The following is a 16,468-nucleotide window of genomic DNA, read 5'->3' as shown; positions in this document are numbered from 1 at the left end:
CCTCACCACATGATCCTCGCGCGGCGCGCCGTCGGGCAACCGTCAGCGCTCGGCGCGGTGGCATCCGCTCACGTGGTCGTCGACCATGCCCGTCGACTGCATGAGGGCGTACATCGTCGTCGACCCGACGAAGCGGAACCCGCGCCCCCGCAGCGCTGTCGACATCGCGTCGGACTCCGCCGTCGTGGCGGGGACCTCGGCGAAGGTCTCCGGTCGCCGATGGGATGCCGGGGCGAACGACCACATGAACGCGTCGAGCTCGCCCGGGGCCATCTCTGTGACGAGCCGCGCGTTGCCGATCGTCGCGAGGATCTTCGCGCGATTGCGGATGATGCTCGCGTCGGCCATGAGCCGGTCGACGTCGGCCTCGTCGAACGCGGCGACGGTCACCGGGTCGAACTCCGCGAACACCTCACGGAACCTCGGGCGCTTGCGGAGGATCGTGATCCACGAGAGCCCCGCCTGGAACCCCTCGAGGCTCATCTTCTCGAAGAGGGCCCGGTCGCCATGGAGTGGCCGCCCCCACTCCTCGTCGTGGTAGCGGCGGTACTCGGCGTCGTCGCCGACCCAGCCGCAACGAAGGAGGCCGTCGGGCCCGACACGCAGTTCCACGCGTGCCAGGCTACCGACGGCCTCCGACGCTCACTTCTTCTTGAGCGACTTCTCCGGCACGGGTGCCTCACCGCGAGCCGCGAGGTCGGCGTAGTGCGCCCGCGCCTCGTCCTGCCGCTGCCGCTCGATGCCGGAGGCGATCGGTGCGCGCACGTGCTCGGGGGCGAATCCGAACGCGTCGACCAGGTCCTGCGCGTGCGGACGCAGCCGCGCGCAGAGGCGGTCGATGTACTTCGACACCGCGGCGGCGCGCTGCGTCGACAGACGTCCGTTGATGAGGTGCCAGGCCAGGTGCTTCTCGATGAGGTGCAGACCGAAGAGGTCGCGTAGCCAGGTGAGGACCTGGCGCGTGCCGTCATCCTCGGTGGCCTTCACCGCATCCGAGAACGCCTCCCACTGCAGCAGCTCGCCGTGCGCCCGCGCGGCTTCGATGAGCTCCGCCTGGTGCGTGTTGAACAGCGCCGCCGCCTCGGCCGCGGGGAGCTTGGATGCCGGGCGCAGCGCGCCGGCGATGTCGGCGACCATCTGCTCGACGCGTCCCGCGAGCAGTTCGTGCTGCTGCTCGGCCCGGAGCCCCAGCTCGACCGAGCGTGCGGTCGAGCCGAAGTCGGCGACCGTCTGCCCGAGGCTGCGGAGCCCTGCGCCGTGGAAGACCTTGCCCGCCGTCTGGCCGACGGCGAACTTCGCGAGGGTTGCGGCATCCGCCCCCTTGAACTGCTTCGCGAAGTCGGCGAGCAGGCGCTTGCCGACCAGCTGGAGCAGCACGTTGTTGTCACCCTCGAAGGTCACGTAGACGTCGAGGTCGGAGCGCAGCCCCACGAGACGGTTCTCGGCCATGAAGCCCGACCCGCCGCAGGCCTCGCGCGCCTCCTGGATGGTCTGCAGCGCGTTCCAGGTGCTGAGCGGCTTGAGCGCGGCCGCCAGGGTCTCGAGGTTCTCGCGCTCGGCGGGGGTGTCGGACGTGCCGCCGAAGACGCCGTCGAAGGTGCGCAGCAGTTCGTCGTGCGCGAAGTACTGGGCGACGTTCTGCGCGAGGAGCGGGAGGAGGCGGCGCTGGTGCTTGCCGTAGTCGAGGAGGACGACCTCGTCGGTGCCGGCGCCGGAGTCGAACTGCCGGCGCTGGTTGCCGTAGGTGACGGCGATGTAGAGCGCGAGCGACGAGGCGATCGTGGCGGCGCCGTCGAGGGAGACGCGGCCCTGGACGAGGGCGCCGAGCATCGTGAAGAAGCGGCGGCCCGTGCTCTCGATGGGGCTCGAGTAGGTGCCGTCGGGAGCGACGTCGCCGTAGCGGTTGAGGAGGTTCGTCCGCGGCACGCGGACGTGGTCGAACGCGAGCCGGCCGTTGTCGATGCCGTTGAGCCCGCCCTTGACCCCGTCGTCCTCGCTCTGGACGCCCGGGAGCAGTTCGCCGTCGGGCGTGCGGATCGGCACGAAGAAGCAGTGCACGCCGTGGTTCACGCCCTTCGTGATGAGCTGTGCGAAGACGGTCGCCGCCTGTCCGTGCTTCGCGGCGTTGCCCAGGTAGTCCTTCCACGCCGCGCGGAACGGCGTGTGGATGACGAACTCCTCGGTCTCGGGGTCGTAGGTCGCCGTCGTTCCGATCGCGGCGACATCCGATCCGTGGCCGATCTCGGTCATGGCGAAGGCGCCGGGGAGCTCCGCGTCGCGGATCGCCGGAATCCAGGTGTCGTGGTGATCCTTCGTGCCGAGCTGCAGCACGGCCGAACCGAACAGCCCCCACTGCACGCCGGACTTGATCTGCATGCTCGGGTCCGCGAGAACGAGCTCCTCGAACCCGGCGAGGTTGGCCCCGTTGTCCTCCTCGCCGCCGTACTCCTTCGGCAGGGCGCGGGTCGAGCCGCCGTTCTTCGCCAGCAGTCGCACCTGATCCATGACCCGCTCGCGGTGCTCAGCGACGCTCTGGCCGTCGATGCGCCAGTAGGCCGGGTCCTTGATGAGCTCGCGCACGGTGAGGCGCGTCTCACCCCACGTGCCGCGGAGCATCGCGCCGACGGCGTCGATGTCGATGCGAGGCTCGTGCGCTTCGTCGGCGGTGTGGGGCGCGGTGGGGGCGCCGCCGGCGGGGGTGCGCTTGTCGGCGGCGGGGGTGGAGGAGCGGACGACGGTGTCGGTCATCACTGGCCTTTCTGAGGACGCCGGATCGGCGACGGGACAGGGAAGTTCGTCCACAACGGTAGGAGTCCTCCAACGTTGGACCAACTGCGTTGTCCCTCTCGCACAACGCCGTCGGCGGACGTCATGACGCGCCGTTGTGCCGCGCCTACATCGGGCGATGTCGGAGCCCCACGGCAGACTTCGCAGAGGAGGCCCGATGATCACGCTCGCCCGCTGGGATGCCGCCGACCGCGGTCTGCTCACCCTGCTCAACGCGCCCGCGATGACTGCGCACCTCGGCGGTCCCGAGAGCGAGGAGCAGCTGGACGATCGGCACGACCGGTATCTGCGGACGTGGTCCGGCCGGCCGGGGGCGATGTACCGCATCGACGTCGACGGTGCGCCCGCCGGCGGAATCGGGTTCTGGCCCGTGGATGAGGACGGGACGCCCGCCTTCGAGGCGGGCTGGAGCGTCCTCCCGGAGTTCCAGGGGCAGGGCGTCGCGACGGGAGCGCTGCGACTGCTGATCGCCGAGGTGCGTCGGGACGGCAGCAGGACCCTCCTCATGGCCTACCCGGGCATCGACAATGTGCCGTCGAACGCGCTCTGCGCCCGCGCAGGTTTCGAGGAGCGCGGCACCGGGTCGGAGCCGTGGCGCGGCGGCATCCTCACCTTCCGGCGGTGGGCACTGGACATGTCGCCGCTGGATCTGACCGGGCGCACCCCCGACGTCGACGAACGGTTCGCAGGTGACACCCTCGACGCCGACCGGTGGTGGCCGCACTACCTGCCGCACTGGTCGTCCCGCGAGCGGACGGCGGCTCGATACCGCGTCTCGAACGGGCTCGAGCTGCGCATCGACGCCGACACCGAACCGTGGGGGCCCGAGTGGGACGGGCAGGTGCGCGTCTCGCACCTGCAGACCGGCCAACGTGCCGGCGTGGTGGGATCGGATGCCGGGCAGCACCGCTTCCGCGACGGGCTCGTCGTGCGGGAGGCACAGGACGAGTGCCGACTGTGGCTGCCGCGCTTCGGAGTGATTGCGGCGCAGATGTCGGCGGTGCGGCATCCTGATGCGATGGTCGCCTTCTGGCCCATCGGGTTCGAGGACCGCCCCGAGGAATCCGGCGAGATCTGCATCGCCGAGATCTTCGGGTCCGAGATCGACGACACCGGCGGTTGGGTCGGCATCGGCGTCAAGGCGCAGCACGACCCGCGGCTGCGCGACGATGTCGAGAAGGTCCGCGTCGACGGCGATCTGACCGCGCCGCACGAGTACGCCGTCGAGTGGTCGGACGACCGGCTCCGGTTCTTCATCGACGGGCGCTGGGTGAAGACGGTCACCCAGCGGATCGACTACCCGGTGCAGCTCATGCTCGACCTCTACGAACTGCCGCGGCGGGACGGTCGCCGCGACGCGTCGAGCCATCCGATCGAGTTCCGCGTGGATCGCGTGCGGACGTTCCCGCCACGCTGAGCCCTGCGGCGTGCAGGTGTCGTCGACCCACCTGTACCACGCGACCTCGATGATCCGGACGTTCCTGGATGCCGGGATGGCCGAGGCCACGGTGTCGGCACGGACCTTCACCGCACCGCTCGTCGACCCGCTCTCGCCCGCAGGCTGGTCGGACGACGTCTCGCCGCAGCCGCGGACGACGACCATCGCGACGCTCGACTTCGGCGACGGCCGCATGGGCCTCTACGACTTCGTCGACAACCAGTGGTGGAACCCGATCCTGTCGCGACGGATCATCCTCCGCGGCTCGCACGGCGAACTCGAGGGCGACACGGTGCGGCGGTTCGAGGGTTCCGAGGTGGTCGTCTCGCCGATCACCTACCGCCGCACGGGCGTCGACCTGAACCTCGAGGGCAACGACCTCGTGTCGGCCTCCTTCGAGGGGCGGATCGTCTACCGCAACCCGTGGGCCGGCACGAGGCTGTCGGAGGACGACATCGCCGTCGCGTCGCTGCTCGAGAGCACCGGACGGTGGGCCCGGGGCGACGGCCACGAGCCGTATCCGCTCGCCGAGGCGTGCCAGGACCACCTGCTCGGTCTCGCGATCGGCGAATCGGCGCGGACGGGCGCCGACGTCCGGGTCGTTTACTCCTGCCTGGAGCTGCTGGCGCAGCGACCCGGTCTCTCGAACTCCGAGCTCGCACGGGGAGCCTTCGTCACACGGCAGAGTATGAATGTGCTGCTGCAGTCCCTCGAGCGCGAAGGCTGGGTGACCCGGGCGACGACCGCGTCCGAGGGGCGGGCGCTGCCGGTGACGTTGACGGATGCCGGGCGGCGGCAGCGCGCGCAGGCGAGTGCCGCGGTCAAGACGGTCGAGGACCGGATGCTCGCCGAGCTGTCCGCGCCGGAGCGTCGCCAGGCGTTCGAGCTGCTGACCCGGATGACGCGCGCCCTCCGCGACGGCTGATCAGGCGTTCGCGGCTCAGGCGTTCGCGGCTCAGGCGTTCGCGGCGATGACGGCGACGACGGCCTCGCCGTAGGCCTCGCGCTTCTTGGCGCCGATGCCCGTGATGCCGTCGAGGTCGCCGACCGAGCGCGGGCGGTGCTCGGCGAGGGCGCGGAGCGTCGCGTCGCCGAACACGATGTACGCGGGGACGCCCTGCTCGCGGGCCTGCTCGGCGCGCCAGGCCCGGAGCGCCTCGAACAGGTCGCGGTCGCCCTCGGGCAACGAGTCGGCCGTCGACGACTTCTTCGCGCGGGTCGCTCCCCCACCGGTGCGGCCGAGGACGTCGCGCCGCAACGGCACGGGCTCCTCGCCCCGCAGCACGGCGGCCCCGGTCTCGCCGACCGTCAGCACCCCGTACTCACCCTGCGCGACGAGGATGCCGCGGGCCAGCAGCTGGCGGACGACGGAGCGCCAGTCCTGCTCGGACAGATCGTTCCCGATCCCGTACGTCGAGAGTTTGTCGTGGCCCTGCTGGCGGATGCGCTCGGTCGAGGCGCCGCGGAGGATGTCGATGAGGTGCCCGGCGCCGAACGCCTGGTTGCGCTCCCGCTGCAGGCGGACGATCGTCGACAGGAGCTTCTGCGACGCGATGAGGCCGTCCCACGTATCGGGCTGGGTGAGGCAGGTGTCGCAGTTTCCACAGGCATCCGAGGACTGGCCGAAGTAGTTCAGCAGGTTCTGGCGCCGGCACGAGACGGTCTCGCAGAGGGCGAGCATCGCATCGAGGTGCTGACCCATGCGCATCTTGTAGGTGCGGTCGCCGGGCGACTGGTCGATGAGGCGGCGCTGTTGGACGACATCGCCGAGGCCGTAGGCCATCCATGCGACGGCCGGTTCACCGTCGCGGCCGGCGCGACCCGTCTCCTGGTAGTAGCCCTCGACCGATTTCGGCAGGTCGATGTGGGCGACGAAGCGGACGTCGGGCTTGTCGATGCCCATGCCGAACGCGATCGTGGCGACCATGACGACGCCGTCTTCGCGCAGGAACCGTGACTGGTGCCGGGCGCGGATCGCGGCATCCAATCCCGCGTGGTACGCGAGGGCGTCGACGCCCTGCGTGCGCAGGTACTCGGCCGTCTGCTCGACCGACTTACGGCTGAGCGCGTAGACGATGCCGGCGGCGCCCTCGGGCTGCGAGCGCACGAACTGCACGAGCTGGCGACGCATGTCGACCTTGGGCTCGATGCGGTACTGGATGTTCGGGCGGTCGAAGCTCGCGACGAAGTGCCGTGCGCCCTGCAGGTGCAGGCGCTCGGTGAGCTCGGTGTGCGTCGCGCGGGTCGCCGTCGCGGTCAGCGCCATGCGCGGAACGCCGGGGAACCGCTCGGCCAGGTCGCCGAGCGCGAGGTAGTCGGGGCGGAAGTCGTGGCCCCACTGCGACACGCAGTGCGCCTCGTCGATCGCGATGACGCTGAGCTGCGCGCGCTGCAGGAGCGCGGTCGTCGCGGGGACCGACAGCCGCTCGGGTGCGACGTAGATGAGGTCGAGTTCGCCGTCGAGGAGCGCCTGCTCGACACCCGCGCGCTCCGCCGGGGTCTGCGTCGAGTTCAGGAACGCCGCGCGCACACCGTTGGCGATGAGCGCGTCGACCTGGTCGTGCATGAGCGCGATGAGCGGGCTGACGACGAGTCCCGTGCCGGGGCGGACGAGCGCGGGCACCTGGTACGTGATCGACTTGCCGCCGCCGGTCGGCATGAGGACGACCGCGTCGCCGCCGGCGATGACGTGCGAGACGATGTCGCCCTGGTCGCCGCGGAAGGCCGTGTAGCCGAAGACCTCGGTGAGGACCTTGACCGGGTCATCGCCGACGTGGTCGCGTCGCTCGAGACGCAGGACGGATGCCGGGGGTGCGGCGGGGCGTGCGGGATGGGTTCGCGCGGGCTGGGGGCGTGCCGGTTCGGCGCGCGTCGCGCGGGCGACGGACGCGGCGTAGTCGTCGAACTGCGGGTCAGGCGGAGGCGGCGAGTCGAAGTCGTCCGGTGGCGGAACGTCGTCGGGATCCCACACGAGATCGGCGTAGGGGTCGTTCTGCCATCCGCCGTCACTCACCCGGTCAACCCTAGCCGCGGCATCCGACACGGTCTTCGGGTGTGGAGGGTCTCGGCACGCTTGCGAGGATGGGGAGACCGATTCGCGAGACTGCACCCGGGCGACGAGGATGCGGCGCGCGAACGCAGTCTCGACGCGCTCGTGCAGTCTCGGCGCAGGGGGCGCGGCGCGGGAACGGGGAGGAGCGGGGATGGAACTGATCAGGTGCACGGCGGCGGATGCCGGTGAGGTCGAGGCCTTCCTGCGCGAGGTCGACCTGACCGTCACGGGACTCGACGCGCCGTCGACCCGGCTGTGGGTCGAGCGGGACGAGTCGGGGCGGATCGTCGGGAGCACCGGGTACGAGCTGAGCGGCGACGGCACGCACGCGCTGATCCGGAGCGTCGCGGTCGCGGCGGCGTCGCGCACCCGCGGGCGCGGGAAGGAAATGGCCGGTTTCGCGCTCGAGCACGCCGCGGACGAGGGCGCGACGGCGGCGTGGCTGTTCAGCCGCCGGTCGGGCGCGTTCTGGCAGTCGCTGGGCTTCGTCGCTGCGGACGTGTCGGAGCTCGCACGCGTCCTGGCCGACACGCATCAGGTGCGGACGTTCGTCGCGACCGGGCAGATCACGCGCGAGGTCGCGTGGACGCGGGTGCTCGGCGGGGCGTGAGTCGGTCGGGTGCTGCGCCGAGGCGTCGCAGATGGTCGGTCGGCGGCGCCGAAGGCGACCATCTGCGACGTCTCGACGAGCGGCGGGACGGATGCCGGGCGGCAGCCGAAAGCGATGTCGGAACCCCCTCCTAGTCTGGGACTATGTCCAGTTCAGCCGATCGTCGCGATGAGGTCCCGGAGGGGATCCCGACGACCCTGGACTGGGTGGTGATGTGCGCCGATATGGCGACCGTGCACGCCGCGCAACGGTACGCGTGCATCGTCGAACTGTGGGATGACGCGATCGCCGACGCGCGCCGTCGGGAGGAGCCGGTCGCGTTCGTGGAACGGTCGGTGCGGCTCGAGGTCGCCGCCGCGTTGCGGATCACCGAGCACGCCGCGGGACGGTTGATGGGTGTCGGGCACGCGCTGCTGCGCCGGTACCCGCAGGTGTGGGAGGCGATGAGCCGTGCGGACATCACCGACACCCACGCGACGATCATCGTCGACGGGTTCGATCAGATCGACGACGTGACGGCGGGGCTGGTTGCGGAGGTGCTGAGCCTTGCGGAGGAGCTCCCGACCGGGCCGTTCCGGCGCGCGATGAAACGCATCGTCGACCGGGAGCAGGAGGCGACCCTCGCCGAACAGCACGCCGCGGCCGTCGCGCACCGGCACGTACGGGTGGATGCGGGGGTGGATGGGATGGCGTGGCTCACCGCGCACCTGCCCGCAGTCGAAGCACACGCGATCGCCGGCAGGCTCACCGCGATCGCGAAAACCCTGACCGCACCCGACGATGAGCGGACGTTGGATCAGAAGCGCGCCGATGTGTTCGGGGACCTGCTCCTCGACGGCGAAACCGACGCGCTCCCCGACTCCGCGCGCGGGATCCGGCCGACTGTGGCGGTCACCGTCCCCGCCCTCACCCTTCTCACCGGTGACGGCCCTGCCGCGCAGGTCGACGGCATCGGCCCGATCCCGCTCGATAAGGCGTGGGAACTGTGCGGAGCGGCAACCGGGTGGATGCGGGTGCTCACCCACCCCGAAACCGGGGTCGTCCTCTCCGTCGGACGCGACACCTACCGGCCACCCGCGGATCTCCGCCGGCTGGTCACCTGGCGGGCCGCCCGGTGCATGGCACCGGGCTGCGGGGTCCCCGCCGACCGGTGCGACCTCGACCACACCATCGACTGGCACCACGGCGGGAACACCGCCGCCGACAACCTCGCACCGCTGTGCCGAGGGCATCACACCCTCAAACACCAATCCGACTGGCAGGTCAGAGCGAAACCCGGCGGCGCACTCGAATGGACCTCACCCGCAGGCCGGGTCTACCTCGTGAGGCCCGAACGCCGCATCCCGACCTTCACCACCGACCCACCCGGACCACCACCGTTCTAGCCGATGCCTCACCGCACCATCCGCGCCTCGACGATGCCCGGTGTGCCGGGATCCGTCTGCTCCGCACCGTCGAAGGCGAAACCGCTCCGCCGAGAGAACGCGATCGCGCGGAGATTCTCCTTCGCGACCGGCAGGACCGCCGGCCCCGCGGGGATGACGGCGTCGAACAGGCTCCGCCACGTCGCGACGTGCAGCGCAGCGATCGCCTCGGCATCCGCTGCGACCGGCTCGCGGATCGCGGTGCTCACGCACCGCACCACTTCTCGGCGAGCGACCCGATGACGTTCGCGTTGCGGTTCGTCGCGACCCCCAGCAACGACGCGGCGCCCAGCGGATCGACCGCACCGTCCTGGTACCCGGGCTGCAGCAGCGCGTGCGCCGCGCGCCCCCGCACCACCATCCGACCGCGCCCGTCCGCACGACCCTCGATGGCCGCGATCTGGGCCTCCGTGAGCTCGTCCTTCAGCAGGTAGACGTAGTGGCGCGCGAGCCCGGGGTTCGCATCATCCAGCTCACGCGTCTGCCGTGCGACCTCGCGGAACTCCGCGGTCGAGAACACGATGGTCGGGACCTCGAACCCGCGATCCGCGGCGAAGGCCTCCTCCAATGTCCGCTCGATCCGCTGGCGCGACCGCATCCGCGACTCGAAACGGACGTTGCCCGTGTTGATGTGGGTCGCGACATCCTCGAACCCGACACTCTCGACGACGCGCCGGATGTCGTCCTTCGGGAACACCCGCTTCGCCCCCAGGTTGATCGCACGCAGGAATGCCAGGTAGGTCGCCACGGGGTCAGTCTGCCCGCCCGCACCGACATCGTGACACCTCGGAGCAGGATAAGAGCATGAACGAGCTCACCCGGTGGCTCCGCGCCCAGCCGTCCCTCACCGGATCTCCGCCGCCGCTCGACCCCTCGGACCTCCCGGCCGATCCCATCACCCTCTTCGAGACGTGGATCCGCCACGCCGCCGACGCCGGTGTCGCCGAACCGCGCGCGATGACCCTCGCCACAGCGGATGCCGGTGGTCGCCCCGACGCGCGCACCCTCATCCTCAAAGGGGTCGATGCGGACGGCTGGCAGTTCGCCGGTCCGCGCCCGTCGGCGAAGGGCGCGCAGCTTTCAGAGAACCCCGCCGCCGCGCTGAACCTCTGGTGGCAGCCCGTCACGCGCGCCGTGCGCGTCCGCGGCGCCGTGCGCGAGGCCGCACCCGACGAGAGCGCGGCCGACATCGCCGGCAGTCCGGCCGGCGCCCTCCTCGCGCCCGGCGACTGGGTGCTCTGGCGCCTCGTCCCCGAGCGCATCGAGTTCTGGCAGGGCTCCCCCGACCGACGTCACACCCGCATCGTCTTCACACGCGACGGCGAGGATTGGACCCGCGAGCTCTAGAGCCGCACGACCTCGGTCACCCGCACGACCGCGGCGCCCTCGTCGACGGATGCCTCGAGGTCGACCTCCGCACGGATCCGCCAGTCGTGGTCGCCCGCCGGGTCGTCGATGATCTGCTCCACCCGCCACACCCCGTCGGACGCCGACGACTCGTCGATGGCGCACAACGCGGGGCTGCGGGCCGCCCCGCCGGTGAGGATCTCGTCGTGATCGTCGAAGTACCGGTCGAGGACGTCGGGCCAGGCGGCATCCGGATCCAGCTCGACCAGCGCATCATCGTCCTGCAGCGCGGCCAACTGCACCCGGCGGAACATCTCGTTGCGCACCAGCACGACGAACGCTCGACGGTTCGTCAGCACCGACGGGGGTGCAGGCGGCACGACGGGAGCCTCGGGGTCGTCCGCCGGGTTCACGAGCGCATTCCACTCGTCGACGAGGCTCGAATCGACCTGGCGCACCAGCTCGCCGAGCCACTCGATCAGGTCGAGCAGGTCGTCGGTGCGCGCCTCCGCCGGCACCGTCTGCCGAATCGCCCGGTACGCATCGGACAGGTACCGCAGCACCAGCCCCTCGCTGCGCCCCAATTGGTAGAACGAGACGAACTCACCGAACGACATCGCCCGCTCGAACATGTCGCGCACGACCGACTTCGGCGACAACTCGAAATCGCGCACCCACGGCTGACTCGACGCGAACGTCTCGTACGCCTGCGCCAGCAGCTCGGCCAGCGGCTTCGGCCACGTCACCGCCTCGAGCAGCTCCATGCGCTCGTCGTACTCGATGCCGTCGCGCTTCATCGCCGCGACGGCCTCGCCGCGCGCCTTGTACTCCTGCTGCGAAAGGATCGCGCGCGGATCGTCGAGCGTCGCCTCGATCACGCTCACGACATCGAGCGCATAGTGCCCCGTCCCGGTCTCACCGTCCTCCGGCGACAGCAGGTCGATCGCGGCGAGCGCGAACGGCGACAGCGGCTGGTTGAGCGCGAAGTTCGGCTGCAGATCGATGGTGAGACGGATGCCGTCGCCGTCCGCCACGACGATGTCCGCCGCCACGAGGGTCCGGAACAACGCGATCGCCCGGCGGGCCAGCTCGTACTTCCGCGCGCGCGGCTCGTGGTTGTCGAAGACGAGCGACCGCACGTTCGCGAACACGTCGCCGCCGCGACCGATCACGTTGATGAGCATCGCCGAGGTCAGCTTCAACTGCGGCGACAGCGGTTCGGGTTCGGCCGCCACCAGACGCTCGAACGACCCCTCGCCCCAGTTGACGACCCCCGTCGGCGCCTTCTTGCGCACGATCTTCTTGCGCTTCGCCGCATCGTCGCCCGCCTTCGCGAGCGCGACGGCGTTCTCGATCTCCCACTCGGGCGCCATCACGACGACGCTGCCGTGGGTGTCGAACCCGGCCCGACCCGCGCGGCCCGCGATCTGGTGGAACTCGCGCGCCGACAGCTGCCGCATCTTCGTGCCGTCGTACTTCGACAGCGCTGTGATCATCACCGTCCGGATCGGCACGTTGATGCCGACGCCGAGCGTGTCGGTGCCGCAGATGACACGGAGCAGCCCGCGCTGCGCGAGCGTCTCGACGAGCCGTCGGTAGCGCGGCAGCATCCCGGCGTGATGCACCCCGATGCCCGCGCGGACGAGCCGCGACAGCGTCTTGCCGAACCCGGTTGTGAAGCGAAAGCCGCCGATCGTCTCGGCGATCGCGTCGCGCTGCTCGCGCGTCGTGATCTTCACGCTCGACAGCGCCTGCGCGCGCTCGAGGGCGGCGGCCTGCGAGAAGTGCACGATGTAGACCGGGGCCTCGCCGTTCTCGAGCAGCCCCTCGAGGACTTCGTGCACGGGGCGGCGCGCGTACGAGAAGTCGAGCGGCACCGGGCGCTCCGCGCCGGCGATGTGCGCGACCGGTCGACCCGTGCGCCGCTCGAGGTCGGCCGAGATCGCCGACACGTCGCCGAGCGTCGCCGACATCAGCAGGAACTGCGCGTTCGGCAGGAGCAGCAGCGGCACCTGCCACGCCCACCCGCGGTCGGGATCGCCGTAGTAATGGAACTCGTCCATCACCACCTGGTCGATCTCGGCCTCGGGACCCAGGCGAAGCGCGACGTTCGCCAGGATCTCGGCCGTGCAGCAGATGATCGGCGCGTCGGGGTTCACCGACGAATCGCCCGTGACCATGCCCACGGCATCCGGTCCGAAGATGTCGACCAGGGCGAAGAACTTCTCGCTGACGAGGGCCTTGATCGGAGCCGTGTAGAACGTGCGGCCGCCGCGGGCGAGGGATGCCGCGTGTGCCGCGACCGCGACGAGGGACTTGCCCGTGCCGGTCGGCGTCGCGAGGATCACGTGCGACCCGGACGCGAGTTCGAGGACCGCCTCGTCCTGTGCGGGGTACAGCTCGATGCCGCGCTCGATCGTCCATTCGAGGAAACCCTCGTACACCGCGTCGGGGGTCGACCCGACGGGGATGCGGTCCCGGAGCGTCGAGGTCATCCCTCGAGTCTGCCTCACGGGCGGCGGGACGGTGTGCCCGGTGCAGGTCGGAGCGACTCCGACCGCCGCCCATCGGGCGCGACCGGGCGCTTCACCCTGCATCCGGCACACGACGGGTCAGGGCATGTCGGCCTTCGCGGCGAGCACCCGCGCGGCCGCGGCATCCACCTGCGCCGCGAACCGCGGGTCGCTCTGCGCCTTCGCCAGCACGGCGTCGTACATGGCGGGGAAGACCGACGGTTTCGCCGACACGAGCACCACGTCGACACCCGCCGAGATCGCATCGACGGCGCGCTCGGCCGGCGACCACGCCGACACCGCCACGGCGGCCGACAGGTCGTCCGAGAACAGCACGCCGTCGAACCCGACCTCGTCGCGCAGGACGCTCACCACCGTGGGCGAGAAGACCGCCGGCCTCGATCCGTCGATGCGGTCGTAGATCGCCGACGAGACCATGACGGCGCTCGGCCCCGCCTCGGTCAGCGGCCGGTACACGTCGACGTCGGGACCGTCCGGGGTCACCGTCGTGTCGACGACATCCGCCGCGGTGTCGGTGTTCGCCGTGACGTGGCCGAGACCCGGGAAGTGCTTGAAGGTGGGCAGGATGCCGGCATCCCGCATCCCCTCGGCGAACGCACCCGCCTTCGCCGCCACCGTTTCGGCGTCGTAGCCGTACTGCCGGCCGTACCCGCCGATGGGCGGGTTGTCGAAGCGGGTCGCCTTGCTCGTGACGATGTCGGCGACGGGGGCGAGGTTCAGGGTGACGCCCGCGGCGGCGAGCTCGCGGCCCCATTCCTCGGCGGATGCGCGCAGCTGCGCGTCGCTGAGGTCGGCCTGACGGATGCCGTAGGGCATCGCGTCGAACCCGGGACCCTGCAGCACCTGCACCTCGCCGCCCTCCTGATCCGTCGCGACCCGCAGCGGCGCGCCGTCGGGGTGGCCGAGCGCGGTGAACCTCGCGACGACGTCCGCGGTGGCGGCGACTCCGGCGCGCGACCGGCCGCTGAGGAAGATCCCGCCCGCATGGCGGTCGGCGACGGCGGCGAGGGTCGCCGGCGACGCCGTCGTCGCCTTCGTGCCCACCATGAAGAGCTGGCCGACGCGCTGTTCGAGCGTGAGGGCGGCGACCGGGTCGGGGGACGGGGTTGCGGACGGGGTCGGCGTGGGGCTCGCGGACGGGGACGGCGTGGCGGCCGCGGACGGGGACGGGGACGACGACGCGGACGGAGACGGTGACGCGGCGCACCCGCTGAGCAGAGACACGACCACGGCCGCACCGAGGACGGACCACCTCAGAGACCGACGCATGCGCACATTCTGCTCTCCCCCAACCGGGACGTGGCCGGTCGGAGCCATCGCATGGTTGTTCCGTGAGCAGCCCGCAGGGGCGGCGTCAGCCCGCACGACCCCGGTTCCGGCGGATCTGCGGGGCCGGGGCGGACGCGGAGACGGAAACCGCGGCGAGACGTTCTCCGGAGAAAATGGGGGATCCAGCGCGTCGGCAGCCCTGACCCCGCAGAATCTCCGGAGAACGGCCCGCGGCCCGCTCAGCCGCGGCCGGGGGTGTGCAGCCGGGCGAGGTAGGCGCCCGCCCGCACGGGCGCGCCGGCGCGGTCGGTGAGCGAGACGACGACGGTGACGGCCGTCGCGAGCGGAATGGTCCAGGCCGCCGGCTGCGCGAGCAGCGGCGCCGCGAGACCGATCCCGCCGACGGCCGCGTGCACCGCGAACGCGACGGCGCACGCGACGCCGCCGGTCACCATGCCCGCCACGGCGCCGCGCGCCGTCAACCGCGACCACCAGATCGACAGCAGCAGCACGGGAGACAGAGCGGATGCCGCGAACACGAACACGACTCCGACCGAGGCGACCAGCCCGGCCGGCGCCGTGAGCAGGGCGATCGCGAGCGGCACGACGGCGACGACGACGGCCGACAGGCGGAACGAGCGGACCGAGCCCGAGAACACGTCCTGGCTGATGACCCCCGCGAGCGAGACGGTGAGCCCGGCGGAGGTCGCGAGGAACGCGGCGAACGCGCCGGCGACGACGAGCGCCGTCAGCAGCTCCCCCACGATGCCGGGGAACACCCGCGCGGGCAGCACGAGCGCGACCGTGTCGGCCACACCCGGCTGCGCGAGCTCGGGCGCGACCACCCGCGCGAGCAGCCCGATGACGCTCGAGACGGCGTAGAAGACGCTGACCATGACGATGACGAGCACGGTCGTCCGCCGCGCCGACCCGCCGGTCGGGCTCGTGTAGAAGCGCACCAGCACGTGCGGCAGGCCCATCGTGCCGAGCAGGAGCGCGAGCAGCAGCGACCCGGCCGCGTACGCGTCGATGCCCGCGGGTCCCGCCTCGGCGGGAAAGACCACGAGGGGCTCGATCTCGCGCGCCCCGCCGTTCACGGCGAAGGTGATGAGCACGGCCGGCACGAGCAGCGCGGTCAGCTTCAACCAGTACTGGAACGCCTGCACGTAGGTGATCGCTCGCATCCCCCCGGCCGCCGCCGCGGCGGCGACGAGCACCGCGACGAGCACGGCGCCGACCCACGGCGGGATGTCGGCGACGACCTGCAGCGTGATCCCCGCCCCGTGCAGCTGCGGCACGATGTACAGCCACCCGATGAGCAGGCAGGCGGCGCTCGTCACCCGCCGTGCGAGGCGCGAGTCCAGCCGCGCCTCGATGAAGTCGGGGATCGTGTACGCGCCGCTCCGCCGCAGCGGGGCCGCCACGAACAGCAGCACCAGCAGGTACCCCGCCGCGTACCCGATCGGGAACCAGAAACCCTCCGCCCCGCTCAGCAGCACGAGGCCCGAGAGCCCGAGGAACGTCCCCGCCGAGAGGTACTCGCCGCTGATCGCCGACGCGTTCCACACGGGGCGGACGGTGCGGGATGCAACGAAGAAGTCGCTCGTCGTGCGCGAGACCCGCAGCCCGTAGGCCCCGATCAGGACGGTCGCGCCCACGACGGCCGCGACGGCGAGCAGGTCGAGCACCGCGTTCATGCGCCCTCGTCGCGGAGCGCGCGCCAGCGGCGCTCGTTGCGGTTCGCCCCGCGCAGGTAGAGCACCGCGAACCCCGCGATCACGGGATAGAACCCGAAGGCGTGCAGCAGCCACGACAGCGGCACCCCCAGCACGACGATCTCGTCGAGTTCGGGGATGAGGGTGATGGCCAGCAGCAGCGCGACGGTCACCGTCACGAACCCGAGCAGCGTCCCGAGCGCGAGCCGCAGCTGCGAGCGCCGCAGGGCGCGCGCGTACGCCGCCTCGGCGTCGTCGACGGGCGCGCCCGGCAGCGCGATGCCGCGCGTGG

Annotated in this window: 14 protein-coding genes; 5 read left to right on the top strand and 9 right to left on the bottom strand. The window is 71.5% G+C overall.

Translation table 11 applies throughout. From position 1 onward, the window contains the following. Positions 1 to 42 precede the first annotated feature (42 nt). Together NH287_RS10255 and NH287_RS10250 are read right to left on the bottom strand one after the other, a co-directional pair. Positions 43 to 612, bottom strand: coding sequence for a DNA-3-methyladenine glycosylase I (locus NH287_RS10255; protein WP_253035527.1), 570 nt, complete (start codon positions 610 to 612; stop codon positions 43 to 45). 30 nt (positions 613 to 642) lie between these two features. Continuing rightward, positions 643 to 2,748 (bottom strand): acyl-CoA dehydrogenase, encoded by a 2,106-nt coding sequence (locus tag NH287_RS10250; RefSeq protein ID WP_253035526.1) that lies wholly within the window; start codon positions 2,746 to 2,748, stop codon positions 643 to 645. 196 nt (positions 2,749 to 2,944) lie between these two features. On the opposite strand from NH287_RS10250, the gene NH287_RS10245 reads away from it, so the two are divergent. After that, a complete protein-coding gene (locus tag NH287_RS10245) occupies positions 2,945 to 4,204 on the top strand; it encodes a GNAT family N-acetyltransferase (RefSeq protein ID WP_253035525.1) in 1,260 nt (419 codons plus the stop codon). Positions 4,205 to 4,694: 490 nt separating this feature from the next. Next, entirely contained in the window at positions 4,695 to 5,150 is a 456-nt protein-coding gene (locus tag NH287_RS10240) for a MarR family winged helix-turn-helix transcriptional regulator (protein WP_374209380.1), read from the top strand. Positions 5,151 to 5,180: 30 nt separating this feature from the next. Here NH287_RS10240 and recQ read toward each other — a convergent pair whose 3' ends face one another. Further along, entirely contained in the window at positions 5,181 to 7,238 is a 2,058-nt protein-coding gene (recQ, locus tag NH287_RS10235) for a DNA helicase RecQ (RefSeq protein ID WP_253035524.1), read from the bottom strand. Positions 7,239 to 7,428: 190 nt separating this feature from the next. Here recQ and NH287_RS10230 point away from each other — a divergent pair, with 190 nt between their 5' ends. Next, positions 7,429 to 7,887, top strand: a complete 459-nt coding sequence (locus NH287_RS10230; RefSeq protein WP_253035523.1) for a GNAT family N-acetyltransferase — start codon at positions 7,429 to 7,431, stop codon at positions 7,885 to 7,887. A gap of 143 nt (positions 7,888 to 8,030) precedes the next feature. Continuing rightward, on the top strand, positions 8,031 to 9,272 hold the full coding sequence (locus tag NH287_RS10225) for an HNH endonuclease signature motif containing protein (RefSeq protein ID WP_253035522.1): 1,242 nt from the start codon (positions 8,031 to 8,033) through the stop codon (positions 9,270 to 9,272). 8 nt (positions 9,273 to 9,280) lie between these two features. Here NH287_RS10225 and NH287_RS10220 read toward each other — a convergent pair whose 3' ends face one another. Together NH287_RS10220 and NH287_RS10215 are read right to left on the bottom strand one after the other, a co-directional pair. After that, complete coding sequence (locus NH287_RS10220; RefSeq protein ID WP_253035521.1) at positions 9,281 to 9,520, bottom strand: hypothetical protein; 240 nt, start codon at positions 9,518 to 9,520, stop codon at positions 9,281 to 9,283. Then, positions 9,517 to 10,059, bottom strand: a complete 543-nt coding sequence (locus NH287_RS10215; protein ID WP_253035520.1) for a DUF1697 domain-containing protein — start codon at positions 10,057 to 10,059, stop codon at positions 9,517 to 9,519. The genes NH287_RS10220 and NH287_RS10215 overlap by 4 nt, the downstream gene beginning before the upstream one ends. Before the next feature lie 56 nt (positions 10,060 to 10,115). Here NH287_RS10215 and NH287_RS10210 point away from each other — a divergent pair, with 56 nt between their 5' ends. Next, a complete protein-coding gene (locus NH287_RS10210; protein WP_253035519.1) occupies positions 10,116 to 10,658 on the top strand; it encodes a pyridoxal 5'-phosphate synthase in 543 nt (180 codons plus the stop codon). On the opposite strand, the gene NH287_RS10205 is transcribed toward NH287_RS10210, so the two are convergent. The 4 genes from NH287_RS10205 to NH287_RS10190 form a co-directional block, all read right to left on the bottom strand. Beyond that, entirely contained in the window at positions 10,655 to 13,153 is a 2,499-nt protein-coding gene (locus tag NH287_RS10205; protein ID WP_253035518.1) for an RNA helicase, read from the bottom strand. The genes NH287_RS10210 and NH287_RS10205 overlap by 4 nt on opposite strands. A gap of 117 nt (positions 13,154 to 13,270) precedes the next feature. Further along, positions 13,271 to 14,461, bottom strand: coding sequence for a glycoside hydrolase family 3 N-terminal domain-containing protein (locus NH287_RS10200; RefSeq protein ID WP_253035517.1), 1,191 nt, complete (start codon positions 14,459 to 14,461; stop codon positions 13,271 to 13,273). A gap of 239 nt (positions 14,462 to 14,700) precedes the next feature. Then, the gene (locus NH287_RS10195; RefSeq protein ID WP_253035516.1) at positions 14,701 to 16,158 is read right to left on the bottom strand and encodes a cation acetate symporter; all 1,458 of its coding nucleotides are present in this window, start codon (positions 16,156 to 16,158) and stop codon (positions 14,701 to 14,703) included. Further along, positions 16,155 to 16,468, bottom strand: a 314-nt coding sequence (locus NH287_RS10190; RefSeq protein WP_253035515.1) for a heavy metal transporter, incomplete at its 5' end; no start/stop codon positions are given. The genes NH287_RS10190 and NH287_RS10195, both read right to left, overlap by 4 nt.

This window comes from Microbacterium sp. CnD16-F, assembly GCF_024124465.1.
In the GTDB taxonomy this organism is placed as follows: Bacteria; Actinomycetota; Actinomycetes; order Actinomycetales; family Microbacteriaceae; genus Microbacterium; species Microbacterium gawkjiense.
The sequence above is the reverse complement of the archived record's forward strand: the minus strand, read 5'-3'. Positions and strand labels throughout refer to the sequence as shown.